This is a genomic window from Stenotrophomonas sp. Ste86 (genome assembly GCF_024519465.1).
Classification (GTDB): domain Bacteria; phylum Pseudomonadota; class Gammaproteobacteria; order Xanthomonadales; family Xanthomonadaceae; genus Stenotrophomonas.
Genome location: NZ_JALJRW010000008.1, coordinates 90374 through 105564, shown reverse-complemented (window position 1 = coordinate 105564; position 15191 = coordinate 90374). Strand labels below are relative to the sequence as shown.

13 protein-coding genes are annotated in these 15191 nt (G+C 69.5%); 11 read left to right on the top strand and 2 right to left on the bottom strand.

The features are described 5' to 3' along the window. From NR101_RS09795 to NR101_RS09760, 8 genes are all read left to right on the top strand, one after another. On the top strand, window positions 1–680 hold a 680-nt coding region (locus tag NR101_RS09795; protein WP_256777314.1), incomplete at its 5' end, for a TldD/PmbA family protein. Between the two features lie 20 nt (window positions 681–700). Then, window positions 701–2035, top strand: coding sequence for a TldD/PmbA family protein (locus tag NR101_RS09790; RefSeq protein ID WP_256777313.1), 1335 nt, complete (start codon window positions 701–703; stop codon window positions 2033–2035). A 7-nt stretch (window positions 2036–2042) separates the two neighbouring features. Next, the gene (locus NR101_RS09785; protein ID WP_256777312.1) at window positions 2043–2744 is read left to right on the top strand and encodes a DUF4159 domain-containing protein; all 702 of its coding nucleotides are present in this window, start codon (window positions 2043–2045) and stop codon (window positions 2742–2744) included. 63 nt (window positions 2745–2807) lie between these two features. Further along, window positions 2808–3791, top strand: a complete 984-nt coding sequence (locus NR101_RS09780; RefSeq protein WP_256777311.1) for a MoxR family ATPase — start codon at window positions 2808–2810, stop codon at window positions 3789–3791. 2 nt (window positions 3792–3793) lie between these two features. Further along, complete coding sequence (locus NR101_RS09775; protein WP_256777310.1) at window positions 3794–4690, top strand: DUF58 domain-containing protein; 897 nt, start codon at window positions 3794–3796, stop codon at window positions 4688–4690. Between the two features lie 2 nt (window positions 4691–4692). Next, window positions 4693–5814, top strand: coding sequence for a BatA domain-containing protein (locus NR101_RS09770; RefSeq protein WP_256777316.1), 1122 nt, complete (start codon window positions 4693–4695; stop codon window positions 5812–5814). Beyond that, window positions 5811–7949: a DUF4175 domain-containing protein gene (locus tag NR101_RS09765; protein ID WP_256777309.1), complete on the top strand. Its 2139-nt coding sequence runs from the start codon at window positions 5811–5813 to the stop codon at window positions 7947–7949. The genes NR101_RS09770 and NR101_RS09765 overlap by 4 nt, the downstream gene beginning before the upstream one ends. Continuing rightward, window positions 7946–9781, top strand: coding sequence for a hypothetical protein (locus NR101_RS09760; protein WP_256777308.1), 1836 nt, complete (start codon window positions 7946–7948; stop codon window positions 9779–9781). Before NR101_RS09765 ends, NR101_RS09760 begins: the two co-directional genes overlap by 4 nt. 21 nt (window positions 9782–9802) lie before the next feature. Here NR101_RS09760 and NR101_RS09755 read toward each other — a convergent pair whose 3' ends face one another. Together NR101_RS09755 and NR101_RS09750 are read right to left on the bottom strand one after the other, a co-directional pair. After that, window positions 9803–10279 (bottom strand): hypothetical protein, encoded by a 477-nt coding sequence (locus NR101_RS09755; RefSeq protein WP_256777307.1) that lies wholly within the window; start codon window positions 10277–10279, stop codon window positions 9803–9805. 86 nt (window positions 10280–10365) lie between these two features. Then, complete coding sequence (locus tag NR101_RS09750) at window positions 10366–11052, bottom strand: hypothetical protein (protein ID WP_256777306.1); 687 nt, start codon at window positions 11050–11052, stop codon at window positions 10366–10368. Between the two features lie 98 nt (window positions 11053–11150). Here NR101_RS09750 and NR101_RS09745 point away from each other — a divergent pair, with 98 nt between their 5' ends. The 3 genes from NR101_RS09745 to NR101_RS09735 all read left to right on the top strand — a co-directional run bounded on the left by NR101_RS09745 (window position 11151) and on the right by NR101_RS09735 (window position 15151). Continuing rightward, entirely contained in the window at window positions 11151–11450 is a 300-nt protein-coding gene (locus NR101_RS09745; RefSeq protein ID WP_256777305.1) for a hypothetical protein, read from the top strand. Window positions 11451–11546: 96 nt separating this feature from the next. Further along, on the top strand, window positions 11547–14036 hold the full coding sequence (locus tag NR101_RS09740; protein ID WP_306175478.1) for a DEAD/DEAH box helicase: 2490 nt from the start codon (window positions 11547–11549) through the stop codon (window positions 14034–14036). Then, window positions 14033–15151, top strand: a complete 1119-nt coding sequence (locus NR101_RS09735; protein WP_256777304.1) for a ribonuclease H-like domain-containing protein — start codon at window positions 14033–14035, stop codon at window positions 15149–15151. Before NR101_RS09740 ends, NR101_RS09735 begins: the two co-directional genes overlap by 4 nt. Window positions 15152–15191 lie beyond the last annotated feature (40 nt).

Genomic DNA, 15191 nt, shown 5'->3' with positions numbered 1-15191 from the left:
TCGGCTACGAAGCCAACTACGCCGGCACCAGCTTCGCCACCCTGGACAAGCGCGAACAGCACTTCCAGTACGGCAGCGACAAGGTCAACATCTTCGCCGACAAGACCCAGCCGGGCAGCCTCGGCGCGGTGGCCTACGACGATGAAGGCGTCAAGACCAAGCGCTGGGACCTGATCAGCGAAGGCAAGCTGGTGGACTACCAGACCATCCGCGACCAGGCCCATATCCTCGGCAAGACCGCCTCCGATGGCTGCTGCTATGCCGACTCCTGGTCCAGCGTGCAGTTCCAGCGCATGGCCAATGTCTCCATGGCGCCGGGCAAGACCCCGCTGAGCGTGGCTGACATGGTCAAGGATGTCGAAAACGGCATCTACATCATCGGCGACGGCTCCTTCTCGATCGACCAGCAGCGCTACAACGCGCAGTTCGGTGGCCAGCTGTTCTACGAGATCAAGAACGGCAAGATCACCCGCATGCTCGAAGACGTGGCGTACCAGATCCGCACGCCCGAGTTCTGGAACGCCTGCAGTGCCGTGGCCGATGAACGCGACTACCGCCTGGGCGGCTCGTTCTTCGACGGCAAGGGCCAGCCGGGCCAGGTCTCGGCGGTCTCGCATGGTTCGTCCACCGCGCGCTTCAACGGCATCAACGTCATCAACACCGCGCGCAGCCTCGGCTGAGCGGTCAGGAGCCCCAATCCATGAGTATCTTCACCGAAGCCCAGGCCAAGGCCATCCTCGACAAGGTCATCGCGCTGTCCAAGGCCGATGAGTGCACCGCCGTGCTGGCCGGCGCGATCGACGGCAACATCCGTTTCGCGCTCAACAACGTCTCCACCAGCGGCATCGTGGACAACACCGAACTGGCCGTCACCGTCGCCTTCGGCAAGCGCGTGGGCACCGCCTCGATCAACGAGTTCGACGACGCCGCGCTGGAACGCGTGGTGCGCCGTGCCGAAGACCTGGCCCGCCTGGCCCCGGAAAACCCGGAGTTCATGCCGGCCATCGGCAAGCAGACCTATACGCCCAGCCCGACCTTCAGCGCGTCCACCGCGGCCATCGATCCGGCCTTCCGGGCCAAGGTCGCCGCCGACTCGATCGCCCCGTGCCGGGGCCACGGCCTGATCGCCGCCGGTTTCCTGGAAGACGGCCAGGGCTTCCAGGCCACGGCCAACAGCAACGGCAACTTTGGTTACCAGCGCACCACCAACTTCGACTACACCTGCACCGTGCGTACCGAAGACGGTCGTGGCTCGGGCTGGGTGGGCCGCAACCTCCAGGATGCCGCCGACTTCAAGGCCGAGCAGGACATCCAGATCGCGATGCGCAAGGCCACCGAATCGCAGGAAGCCAAGGCGCTGGAACCGGGCAAGTACACGGTGATCCTGGAACCGGCCGCGGCCGCCGGCCTGATCAGTTTCATGATGAACTTCTTCAGCGCCCGCTCGGCCGACGAAGGCCGCAGCTTCCTGTCCAAGAAGGGCGGTGGCAACAAGCTCGGCGAGCAGGTCTACGACCCGCGCGTGAACATGCATGCCGACCCCTGGCACCCTGAAGCCGCGGTCCTGCCGTGGGACAACGAAGGGATGCCGCGTACCAAGCTGCCGATCATCGAGAACGGCAAGATCGCCAACCTGGAGTACTCGCGCTTCTGGGCGCAGAAGCAGGGCAAGACCGCCAATGCCAGTCCGGGCAACCTGCTGATGAGCGGCGGCGACAAGAGCACCGCCGAGCTGGTCCGTGGCACCCAGAAGGGCATCCTGGTCACCCGCACCTGGTACATCCGCATGGTCGATCCGCAGACCGTGCTGCTCACCGGCCTCACCCGCGACGGCACCTTCTACATCGAGAACGGCCAGATCAAGTACCCGGTGAAGAACTTCCGCTTCAACGAGTCGCCGGTGATCATGCTCAACAACATCGAAGAACTGGGCAAGCCGGTGCGCGTGGCCGGTGACGAGTCGAACTTTGTGATGATGATTCCGCCGATGAAGCTGCGCGATTTCACCTTCACCTCGCTCTCCGACGCGGTCTGATGCACGGATGAATCGCGCGCAGTTCCTGCGCCTGATGCTGGGCAGCGCCGCACTCGCGGCGTTGCCCTCACTGGCGCGCGCCCAGGCCGGTCGCTACGACTTCTGGTTCACCCGCCTCAAGTACGACTCCGGCGACTGGGACGTGGATGCGCGCATGCCGTCCAACGTGATCACCTCGCTGATCGATTACACCTCCCTGCGCGTGGACCCGACCGAGCACGTCATCGCCCTGTCCGACCCGCGCATGCTGGAGGCGCCGTTCTGCTACCTGGCCGGGCACAAGCTGGTGGAGTTCAACGCCGCCGAGCGGCAGAACTTCGTGCGCTACGTGCGCAACGGCGGCTTCGTGCTGGTCGATGACTGCAACCATGACATCGACGGGCTGTTCGCCACGTCCTTTGAAGCGCAGATGGCCAAGCTGTTCGGCCCGGTCGCGTTGAAGAAGCTGCCCAACAGCCATGCGCTGTACCGCAGTTTCTTCCGCTTCCCCGAGGGCCCGCCGGCCACCGGTTTCGAACTCAATGGCTGGGGCGACGACCTGGTCCATGACTACCTCAAGGGCATCGAGGTCGATGGTCGCCTGGGCGTGCTTTACAGCAACAAGGATTACGGCTGTGAGTGGGACTACGACTGGCGCAACAAGCGCTTCCTGGCCGAAGACAACACCCGCTTTGCGGTCAACATCGTGATGTATGCGTTGAACAGTTAGGTTTCTTCCTGCATTTTCAGCCACACATGGCGTGGCCTTATGACGATTTCCTGCGAGTGCCTTATGACGACCGACAGCCTTGATGCCCTTCTTCCCAAACTGCAGCAGCTGCGCGCCGCGTTGGGCCAGGCCGTGGTCGGCCAGCACGCGGTGGTGGAACAACTGCTGATCGGGCTGCTGGCCGGTGGCCACTGCCTGCTCGAAGGCGCGCCGGGGCTGGGCAAGACGCTGCTGGTGCGCTCGCTGGGCCAGGCGCTGGAGCTGCAGTTCCGGCGTGTGCAGTTCACCCCGGACCTGATGCCCAGCGACATCCTCGGCACCGAGCTGCTGGAAGAAGACCATGGCACCGGACATCGCCATTTCCGCTTCCAGCAGGGCCCGATCTTTACCCACCTGCTGCTGGCCGACGAACTCAACCGCACCCCGCCCAAGACCCAGGCCGCACTGCTCGAGGCGATGCAGGAGCGCACGGTCAGTTATGCGGGCACCACCTACACCCTGCCGGCGCCGTTCTTCGTGCTGGCCACGCAGAACCCGATCGAACAGGCCGGCACCTACCCGCTGCCCGAAGCGCAGCTGGATCGGTTCCTGCTGCACGTACGGGTGGATTACCCGACCGAGCAGGAAGAGCGCGACATCCTGCTGCAGACCACCGGCAGCGCCAGCGGCACGGTGCCCAAGGTGATGGATGCCGAGGACGTGCTGGCCCTGCAGGCGGCGGTACGCCAGGTGCATGTGAGCGATGACGTGCTCACCTGGATTACCCGGCTGGTGCGCGCCAGCCGACCGGGCCCGGTCGCACCGGAGGCGGTCAACCAGTGGATCAAATGGGGCGCCGGTCCCCGCGCCGGGCAATCGCTGGTGCTGGCGGCCAAGGCCCGCGCGCTGCTGCAGGGCCGCTTCGCCGCGACCCGCGAGGACGTGCAGGCGCTGGTGGCGCCAGTGATGCGCCATCGCCTGCTGCTGTCCTTCGCCGCCGAAGCCGAGCAGAAGGGCGCCGACGATGTGATCGCCGCATTGCTGCAGGCCGTGCCGTTCCCGGCCTGAGCATGACCCCGCACGCCCCGATCGCCCTCCCCGCCGATGTGCGCAGCCGCCTGAAGGCGCTGCGCCTGCTGCCGCGGCGTGCACGCGGTGCGCATGGCATCGGCCAGCACGCCAGCCGCAGCCGTGGCGCCGGCCTGGAGTTCGCGCAGTACCGCGCCTACGAGCCGGGCGACGAACTGCGCCAAATCGACTGGAAACTGTATGCACGTTCGGACCGCTTCTTCGTGCGCGAGTCCGAGCGCGAAAGCCCGATCACCAGCTGGGTGCTGATCGATGCCACTGCGTCTGCCGCGCAGCGTGATCGCGCGCGGCCGCCGTGGTCGCGCCTGGACCAGGCCTGCGCCACCGCCGCCTGCCTGGTCGAACTGGCGCTGCAGCAGGGCGATCGTTTCGGGGTGATCGCGGTCAACGGGCTCGGCGTGCAGCTGGTGCCGGCCGGCAGCGGCGCGCGCCAGCGCGACCGCGTGCACCTGCTGCTGCGCCAGCTGCAGGCGCAGGGCGGCTGGCCGGCGGTCGACACCCTACGCCCGGTCTGGGAGCGCGTGCAGGCCGGTGACCTGCTGGTGGCACTCGGCGATGGCTTCGACGAGGCCGGCATCGTGCTGCTGGAACGCCTGGCGGCCGCCCGCCGCGAGGTACTGCAGATTCAGCTGCTCAGCGCCGACGAACGCGATTTTCCGTTCACCGACGGCCACCGCTTCCGCGATCCGGAGACCGGTGAGGAGCTGCTCGGCGATGGACGGGTGATCCGCGCCGACTACCTGGCGCGCTTCGGCCAGGCACAGCACGCACTACAGGCGCGGCTGCACGCCAGTGGCATCGCGCATGCCGTGGGCTACATGGACCAGCCGCTGGATGCACCGCTGCGGCTGCTGTTCGGTCCGGGCAGCGGCGCATGAACCTGGCGCTGCTGTTCCCGCTGGGTCTGCTGGCATTGGCCGCGTGGCTGGTGCCGCTACTGGTGCATCTGGCCCGCCGTCATCACTACGCGCCGTTGGATTTCGCCGCGCTGCGCTGGCTGCGCGCCAAGGTACGGCCGCGCCAGCGCATCCGTTTCGACGAATGGCCGCTGCTGCTGGTGCGCCTGCTGTTGCTGGCCGCGCTGGCCCTGCTGCTGGCGCGACCGGTCCTGCAGGGCAGCGCGCCCGATACCCACGCGGTGATCGCCGTGGCACCCGGCCTGGATGCCGCCGCGCTGCGCGCGCAGCAGCCGGATGCGGACTGGCGCTGGCTGGCTCCCGGCTTTGCATCGACGGGTACCCAGGCACCACGCGCCAAGCAGCCACTGTCCAGCCTGCTTCGCGAACTGGACCAGCAGCTGCCGGCCGGTGCACCGCTGACGGTCTACGTCCCCGACCCGATGCCCGGCGCGGATGCGCAGCGCCCGCGCCTGTCGCGCCCGGTGCAGTGGCGCCCCATCGCACGCACGGTGCCGGCCGCGCCAGACGCAACCAGCAGTGCGCCGCGACTGCGCCTCGGCGGAGAGGCCGATGCACCGGCCCAGCGCGTCCTCAATGCGGTCCAGCGGGCGTGGTCCGGCCAACCCTTGGCTGCCGCCACGGACGCAGCGCCGGTGCAGGGTGAGATCGGCGTGTGGTTGTCCGCCGCGCCGCTGCCGCCTGCGTGGCAGGCGTGGCTGGACGGTGGCCGCACGCTGCTGGTCACGCAGCCCGTAACGCGCGCGGCTGCCGAAACGGTGGTGCTGCGCGACGCGGAGGGGCAGGCGGCCATCAGCGAGCGCCGCGTCGGCAACGGTCGCCTCCTGCGCTTCCATGCTGCGATGACTCCTTCGACACTGCCGATCCTCGAAGATCCGGCTTTTCCGCAACAGCTGCTGACCCTTGCGCGACCACCCGCCGCGCCGCAGTGGGTGGCCGCCGCCGCGCATGCACCGTTGACCGGAGCCCACGCACCCGCGCCGCGGCCGCTGGACCTCGCGCCGTGGCTGCTCGGGCTGATCGTGCTGCTGTTCGCGCTGGAACGCTGGCTGGCGACGTCGCCACGTCGCGGGGTGCCGGCATGAGCCCCCTGCTGCAGCGCAGCTGGCAGCGCGCGCGGCGGCGCCAGTGGTGGGCCACGCTGCTGCTCGCGCTGCCGCTGGCGCTTGCCGCCACCGCGCTTACCTTGCGCGTGGGCGGCTTCGATAGCGCCACGGTAGTGCTGCTGATCAGCCTGCTGGCCAGCGTGGCGTTGTCCACCTGGCGCAGTCGCCAGCTGGACCGGCACTGGCTGGTGCGCCAGCTCGACACCCATCGCATCGTCCAGGACAGCGCGGACCTGCTGTTTGCCGATGCGGCCACGCTCAACCCGTTGCAGCAGCGCCAGCAGGCGCGGGTAACGGCCGCGCTGCAGGCATCCATGCCCGAGCTGCGGCCGCGCTGGCCACGGCGCTGGATGGCGGTGTCGTGGTTGCTGGGACTGGTGGTGATCGCACTGGTGCTGGGCTGGCCGCGCAGTGGCGGCGGCAACGTGATGCCGTCCCTGTCATCGCCGCCCGCCGCTACCGCTGCACTGCCGCCGCGCCTGCAATCCACGCGCCTGGCGATCACGGCCCCGTCCTACACCGGCCAGCCGGCCCGCGTGCAGACCACGCTGGACGCGAAGGTCGCGCAGGGCAGTGGGCTGCAGTGGTCGCTGCGCTTTTCCGCGCGGCCCACGCAGGTCGCCCTGCAGTTCCACGATGGCCGACGCATGGCGCTGGTGCGCACCGGCGAGGAATGGACCGGCACCTGGAACGCGGACCGCGCCGCGCTGTACCGCGTGGTCACCGAACCGGCGCTGCGCGAACAACGCCTTTACCGTCTGGATGTGCTGCCCGATCGGCCACCGAACGTGCGCGTGATCGTCCCGGACCGCACGCTGGTGCTGGGCACGCCGGGACAGCGCCAGTGGGCCCTGCAGTTCGAGGCCAGCGATGACTACGGTGTCGCCGCCGATGCCCAGCTGAAGATCACCCTGGCCCAGGGCAGCGGCGAGAACATCACCTTCCGCGAGCAGACGCTGACGTTGTCCGGCAGCGGTGCACCGGCACTGCGCCGCTTCGCACGCACGCTGGACCTGGCCGCGCTCGGCGCGGCGCCGGGCAATGATGTGATCGCGCAGTTGCAGGTGCGCGACAACCACGCCCCCACGCCGCAGGCTGCGCAGAGCACCAGCCTGATCCTGCGCCTGCCCAGTGCCGAGCAGGTGCAGGGCGCCGAACTGGAGGGCATGGTCAAGAAGACCCTGCCGGCGTACTTCCGCAGCCAGCGCCAGATCATCATCGACGCCGAAGCGCTGATCAAACGGCGCCGGCAGTTGCCGCCGGAAGAATTCACCCGGCGCGCCGATGCGATCGGCGTGGACCAGCGCATCCTGCGCCTGCGCTATGGCCAGTTCCTGGGCGAGGAGAGCGAGGGCGGCGCGAAGCCACCGCCCACCAGCGATGCGCTGCCGACCAGCGACACACCGCCCGATCACGATCACGACGACGACAAGGCCGGTGGCGACGCGCATGACCACGGCAGCGCGCAGACCGGCAGCCCACCGGTATTCGGCAGCGCCACCGACGTGCTGTCCGAGTACGGCCACACCCATGATCACGCCGAAGCCGCCACCCTGCTCGACCCACAGACCCGCGCCACGCTGAAGGCCGCGCTGGACCAGATGTGGTCCTCCGAGGGCGAGCTGCGCCAGGGCCGTCCGGAGGCCGCGCTGCCCTATGCCAACAAAGCGCTGGCCTTCATCAAGCAGGTCCAGCAGGCCGAGCGCATCTACCTGGCGCGGGTCGGCCCGGAACTGCCACCGATCGACGAAGGCCGACGCATGAGCGGCAACCGCGCGGACCTCGCCAGCCGCACGCTGCCGATCCGTGCACTGGACGCACCGGATACCGCCATCGTGGCGGTATGGCAGCAACTGGGCGCGACCGAGACCGTGCCCGATCTGGATGCACTGACCCAATGGCTGCGCCGCAATGAAACGCGCCTGACCGACCCGCTCAGCCTGGCGGCGGCGATCGAAGAACTGCGCATCGCCCCGGACTGCAGCGCGTGTCGGCAGACCCTGCGTGCGCAGCTGTGGCGCGCATTGCTGCGTCCATCACCGCAGGTGCCGCGGCGCGCCGCACCCGATCGGATGGGGCAGTCGTACCTGGATGCCCTGGAGGGCACGCGATGATCGAGTCACGCTGGATCGCATTGGCGCTGCTGGCCATCGCGCTGATCGGCAGCGCGCGCCTGCTCTGGCAGCAGCGGCGCGGACCGCGTCGCAGCGCCCCGCACCTGGCCGCGCTGCTGGCACTGCAGATCGCCGCCGGTGGGTTGCTGTACTTCACCCTGGTACCGCCGCTTACGCAGGCACGCGCCGACCGGCTGACCGTGTTGACCCCCGGTGCGGAGAAGGTGCAGTGGTCCGCTGCCAGCGGCGACACCATCGTCGCCCTGCCGGAGGCCGCGCCGTCCACCGCGACCGCCGTCCCCGACCTCGGCACCGCGCTGCGCCTGCATCCAGGCACGCAGTCGCTGCGCGTGATCGGCGATGGCCTACCGGCGCGCGACCGCGACATCACCCTGCCCGGGCAGGTGCACCTGCTGCAGCCGGCGCCACCGCGCGGCTGGCGTGCCTTGCAGGCGCCGGCCATCACCGCGCCGGGCAGCGTGTTCCACCTGCATGCACGCGCGCAGGGCGTTGCCGGTGCCAGCGCCGAGCTGCTCGATCCGGCCGGGGTCGTGGTCGATCGCGGCACGCTCGGCAGCGACGGCAGCATCGCCCTGGAGGGTGTGGCACGGGCCAGCGGCCGCAGCACCTTCAGCCTGCGCCTGCTCGATGCCAGCGGCCACGTAGTGGACAACGTGCCGGTGCCCCTGCAGACGCTCGACCAACCCGCGCCGCGCGTGCTGATCCTCGCCGGCGCACCCGGCCCGGAACTGAAATACCTGCGCCGCTGGGCGGCCGATACCGGGCTGGACGTGCAGGCCCAGGCCAGCGCCGGCGGCGGCGTCTTGCTCGGCGATACGCCTGTGGCACTCACCGCCGCGCGGTTGGCGGCCACCGACGTGCTGATCCTCGACGAACGCAGCCTGCCAGCCCTCGGTACCGCCCAGCGCAGCGCGGTGCAGCAGGCGCTGCGCGACGGCCTGGGCGTGCTGGTGCGTACCGGCGGGCCGCTCGGCGACGGTGCACGCCAGGCGCTGCGCGGCTGGGGGCTGGCCGTCATCGGCAACAGCCAAAGCACGCCGCTGCACCTGACGCGCGATCCGGATGCCGCGCTGCTGCAGGCGCGTCGCGGCCCGCAACGTCCGGCGACGCAGGCAACGACCTACATCGATGAGGCCGATGCGGCCTCGCACAGTGCCGCGGTGCCGGTGCTGGAGCAGTTCCCACTGCGCGCCACCGACGCCACCGCCCTGCTGCGCGACGACAAGGGCCAACCGGTCGGCGGCTGGCGCAGCGTGGGCAAGGGCCGCCTGGCGCTGCTGCCGGTCAGCGACAGCTACCGGCTGGTACTGGCTGGCCGCGATGATCGCCATGCCGAACTGTGGAGCGGCGTACTGGCCAGCGTGGCGCGACCGCTGCCGAATGCGGTCCAGGTGCGTATCGATGCGCCCACGCCGTGGGCGGGCGAACGTGTGGTGCTGTGCAATGTGGCCGCCGAAACGCAGGTGCGCAGTCCGGCCGGCATCGCGGTGCCGCTGCGTGTCGATCCGGCCACCGGCGCCGGGCACTGCGCCGGCTACTGGCCGCAGCAGGCCGGCTGGCACCAGCTGCAACAGGGCGACCTCGCGCAGGCGTTCTACGTGTTCGATCCCGCCAGCGCGCCGGCGCTGTACCGCCAGCAGCAACGCGATGCGAATGCGCTGCTGGTGCGCGATGCGGCGGGCAGTGCGGTATCGGGCACCGTGAACGCCCCCGGCCCGCGCTGGCCCTGGCTGTTGGCGTTCGTGCTGGTGGCCGGGCTGCTGTGGTGGCTGGAGCGCTGGCGACCGCGTACGGTCTCGCCTGCCCACTGATTTGCCTGGCCCGCGAAGCGACTATCGCCCCGCAGGCACCACGCAGTCGTCCTGCTGCGCACAGAATTCCTGCGCGCGGCGCTGCTGCTCGGCACTCAACTCCGGTGGCGGGCGGGCCACGGCGGACTGGATCTGGTCCGGGCCGCCGGTGAGTTTGTGCAGCCCCTGCGCGGCCTTTCCCAACCCGTAGTTGATGCCCATCATCAAATAGCCGCCGCTCATGCTGACCTGCTCGGGGGAGGGCGGTTCGCTCCAGGAGCGGCTGAAACGGTTGGATTCCAGCTTCACCGGGCTCTTGTAGCGGTACAGGTCCAGCGGCTGATCATCCTCGGGCTTGAGCGCGCGCACTTCGCCCAGCGTGGTGACCTGCGCCGGCGCCTCCGTCGGCGGCGGCATGGTCGGCTCCGGCGGCGATTCCACCTGCTGTGCGTGCACCCCGCCCGCGACCAGCAGGCCGGCCAGTACTACTGCTTGATATCCACTCAGTGCCACCGCCATGTCCCTGCCCGTTGCGTGCTGCGGCCAAGCATACGGAGGCAGGCGTCAGATTTCGTAGAGGCGCTGGGGCTGCGGTTCAGCTGCGCTCAACGGCGGCCCTTGTCGCGGCGGTAGACCCCGTTGAAGCGCACGTTCATGCCGCCGCACGCGCTGTTGTCGGTCACGATCAGGTAGTCGCCCAGCCAGCGCGCCTGCAGGGTGCACGATGCGTCGTCCTTGTCGACGGCCTCCAGCACGGTGCCGACCGGGCGTGCCACGGCGTCGATCTGGCCCAGGTTGGGCCCGTAGGGGCGCTGCGCAGTCGGCTTGGCTGACGGCCAGAACGCTTCACCGGTGAGCACCAGCTGGCCGCCCTGCACCACCAGATCCAGCGTGTTGTCGCCGTCGTGCCAATGCCCGGCCCAGTCACGCAGCGTCGGCGTCGCACGCGCAGGCAGCGAGTCGAGGCGCCGCACATCGACCCAGCCGGCGCTGCCGCCAACATGGTTGGGGAAGAAGCCGCAGCGATAACCGCCCAGCGTGCGCCCGGTGATCAGCGTATCGCCGCCGACCACGTAGCTGCGCTGGCGGCAGGCGGGCTCGCCCTTGGCCGGGCAACCGTCGAGGTCGCCGAGCAGGTACAACCGCGTGTCGCCGCTCACCGTGGCCAGGGCGAAGTCGCTTTGTTCGGCGGGAAAGGCGCCGTTGCGGCAGGTGCCGTCCGCAGCGGTGTCGAGCGCCAGCGCGGTGCCGGGCAGGGAGGACAAAGCGATGAGAAAAAGCAGACGCGTCATGCGCGAGCAGGCTCCGATGGAAGAGTGGGCAGGCAGCGCGATGCCGTTCGAGCGCGTGCCGCCGGTGCCTATACTGCGACTTTCCAGGAGGATCGCCCATGTCGCGTGTCGTAGTGATGGTCGCCATGGCGCTGGTGTCCAGCGCGTCGGTGTTGCACAGCCGTGCCGCGTGGGCGGTGTCCGGCCCCAGCAATCTCAGCAGCAGCCGTTACCCGGCGCCGCGCTGCGAGCCGCCGCGCAAACCTTCGGGCAATACGCCGTCGGACCAGGGCCGCTACCAGCGCGAGGTCAAGGAACACTTCCGCTGCGTGGAGAAATACGTCGACGCCGGGCAGAACGACATCAAGCGCATCCAGGAATCCATCGACGCGGCGGTGAAGGGCGCCAAGCGCTACTGATCCGCCGGCGGCGGCGCTGAATCATTCACCCGCCGCCGCTGCGGTGTCTCAAACATTGAGACCGGTCTGTGATTCCATAGCGTCCTTTGCAGACCGTTGCCCCCCATGGCCTACGAACTCGCCAAGCGCACCGAAGACGCCGAGCGCCGCCTGTCCACCACCGACGGGCTGCCCTCGCGCAACGGCGCGCTGCTTACCGCACGCCTGCAGCAGCGCTATGCCGACCGCATCACCGGCAGCTTCACGATTCCCGCCCGCGAAGGCCGCTATGCACCGCTGCCTGCCGATGTACCGGCCGCGTTGGCCGCCGCGCTGAAGGCGCGCGGCATCGAGCAGTTGTACAGCCACCAGGCCGAGGCCTGGGAGGCCTCCCAGCGCGGTGAGCACGTGGCCATCGTCACCCCCACCGCCAGCGGCAAGTCGCTGTGCTACACCCTTCCGGTGGTGAGCGCGGCAATGCAGGGCAAGGCCAAGGCGCTGTACCTGTTCCCGACCAAGGCGCTGGCCCAGGACCAGGTGGCCGAGCTGCTCGAACTCAACCGCGCCGGCGACCTGGGGGTGAAGGCCTTCACCTTCGACGGCGATACCCCGGGCGATGCGCGCCAGGCCATCCGCCTGCACGGCGACATCGTGGTCTCCAACCCGGACATGCTGCACCAGGCGATCCTGCCGCATCACACCAAGTGGGCGCAGTTCTTCGAGAACCTGCGCTATGTGGTGATCGATGAGGTGCACACCTACCGCGGCGTGTTCGGCAGCCACGTCACCAACGTGCTGCGCCGGCTCAAGCGGATCTGCGCGTTCTACGGGGTGGAGCCGCAGTTCATCCTGTGCTCGGCCACCATCGGCAACCCGCAGGCGCATGCGCAGGCGCTGATCGAAGCGCCGGTCACCGCCATCACCGAGTCGGGCGCGCCCAGCGGTCCGAAACATGTATTGCTGTGGAATCCGCCGGTGGTCAACGCCGACCTCGGCCTGCGCGCCTCGGCCCGCTCGCAGAGCAACCGGATTGCCCGCATCGCAATCAAGTCCGGGTTGAAGACGCTGATCTTCGCGCAGAGCCGGCTGATGGTCGAAGTGCTGACCAAGTACCTCAAGGACATCTTCGACCATGACCCGCGCAAGCCCGCGCGGATCCGCGCCTACCGCGGCGGCTACCTGCCCACCGAACGCCGCGAGACCGAGCGCGCCATGCGCGCCGGGCTGATCGACGGCATCGTGAGCACCTCGGCGCTCGAACTGGGCGTGGACATCGGCAGCCTGGACGTCGTCGTGTTGAACGGCTATCCGGGCAGCGTGGCGGCCACCTGGCAGCGCTTCGGCCGCGCCGGGCGTCGGCAGCAACCGGCGCTGGGGGTAATGGTGGCCAGTTCGCAGCCGCTGGACCAGTACGTGGTCCGCCATCCGGACTTCTTCGCCGACGCCTCGCCCGAGCACGCGCGCATCGCGCCGGACCAGCCGCTGATCCTGTTCGATCACATCCGCTGCGCCGCCTTCGAGCTTCCGTTCCTGGCCGGCGACCCGTTCGGCCCGATCGATCCGCTGGTCTTCCTGGAAGCGCTGGCCGAAACCGAGGTGATCCACCGCGAAGGCGACCGCTGGGAGTGGATCGCCGACAGCTATCCGGCCAACGCGGTCAGCCTGCGCTCGGTGGCCGACGGCAACTTCGTGGTGGTCGACCGCAGCGATGGCAAACAGCAGATCATCGCCGAGGTGGACTATTCCGCCGCCGCGCTGACCCTGTACGAAGGCGCCATCCACATGGTGCAGTCCACCCCCTACCAGGTGGAGCGGCTGGACTGGGAAGGCCGCAAGGCCTATGTCACCCGCACCCACGTGGACTACTACACCGACAGCATCGACTTCACCAAGCTCAAGGTGCTCGATCGCTTCGACGGCTGCATCGCCGGCCGCGGCGATTCCCACCACGGCGAAGTGCATGTGGTGCGGCGCGTGGCCGGCTACAAGAAGATCCGTTACTACACCCACGAGAACATCGGCTACGGCCCGGTCAACCTGCCCGACCAGGAACTGCACACCACGGCGGTGTGGTGGCAGTTGCCGCAGGCGCTGCTGCTGACCGCGTTCGACAGCAAGCAGGAAGCGCTGGATGGCTTCCTCGGCGCGGCCTACGCGCTGCACATCGTGGCCACCGTGGCGGTGATGGCCGACGCGCGCGACCTGCAGAAGGCCGTGGGCAACGGCGACGGCGCGTGGTTCGCGGTGGCCGACCAGAGTGGACGCGGCCAGCTGCGCGGCGCCGAGTTCGACGCCAGCGCGATCGAACTGCAGCAGCAGTTCGTGCCCACCGTGTACCTGTACGACAACTTCCCCGGCGGCGTCGGCCTGAGCGAACCGCTGTGGCTGCGCCAGGCCGAACTGCTGCAGCGCGCGCGCGAACTGGTGCAGCGCTGCGACTGCAAGGCCGGCTGCCCGGCCTGTGTCGGCCCGGTGCTGGCCGGCCAGGAAGACGATGCCACCACGCCCCGGGCGCTGGCGCTGAAGGTGCTGGACCTGTTCGACGACCACGCGTTGCCCAGCGCCGCCGAGCGCGAGCGCGTCACCGCCGAGGTGGTGCCGCAGTGAGCCTGAGCCTGGACAAGCTGCGCCTGCTGCGCCGGCAGGCCGGCGATGCCACGCCGGCGCCTGCCCGGGAGTGCGTTGCGGCCAGCGGTGAAACGCTTGCGCCAGCAGGCAATGCGTTGGTCGCTGCCGACCGTGCGTCGCCCCCCATCGGCCCATCGGCCGGTCCCCTTCCTGGTGCCGCCAACGACGCCCACGCGCGCAAACCCGCGCCGGCCTCGGTCTTCGCCTGGGTCGAGCAGGAAATCCGCCACAAACCCACGGGAGAGTCTGCTCCGGTCCCGGTAGCGAAGGCGCCTGCACCGACCCTGCGCAAACCCGACGTCGGCGGCCTGCATCGCCTGCTCGGCCTGCGCGGGCGCGGCGCCACCGCCACCGCCGCCCAAACGCGCGCCACCGCGCAGGACCGCCACATCCCCGGCGAGGAAATCGCGCCGGGCCTGTTCCTGATCCAATCGTTCCTGCCCCAGCCCATGCCCACCCAGGCGCTGTCGCTGGCCTTCGCCCGGCGTGAGGGCGAACAGGTGCAGCCGCAGGACCTGATGTTCTTCGACACCGAGACCACCGGCCTGGCCGGCGGCACCGGCACCCGCGCCTTCATGATCGGCGCCGCCGACTGGCACGCCCATCCCGAACAAGGCGACGGCCTGCGCATCCGCCAACTACTGATGACCACCATGGCCGCCGAAACCGCGATGCTGCGCGAGTTTGCCGGCTGGTTGCAGCCCAGTACCGTGTTCTCCAGCTACAACGGCCGCTGCTACGACGCCCCGTTGCTGAAGACCCGCTACCGCCTGGCCCGGCAACGCTGCCCGATCACCCCGCTGGACCACGTGGACCTGTTGTTCCCCACCCGCCGCCGCTATCGCGGCACCTGGGAGAACTGCCGCCTGGCCACCATCGAACGCCAGTTGCTGCAGATCGTCCGCGAAGACGACCTGCCGGGCGCCGAAGCGCCTGCGGCGTGGTTGAACTACCTGCGTGGCGGCAGCGCGGTGAACCTGCGGCGCGTGGCCGACCACAACCACCAGGACGTGGTCACCCTGTCGCTGCTGATGCTGCGGCTGGTCGCCGAAGAACAGCGCGAGCGGGAGACGTTGGCGTTGCAGGGTGGCTGAGCCGGCACCGGGTCATGGACGGTGCTTTTGACACCGCGTG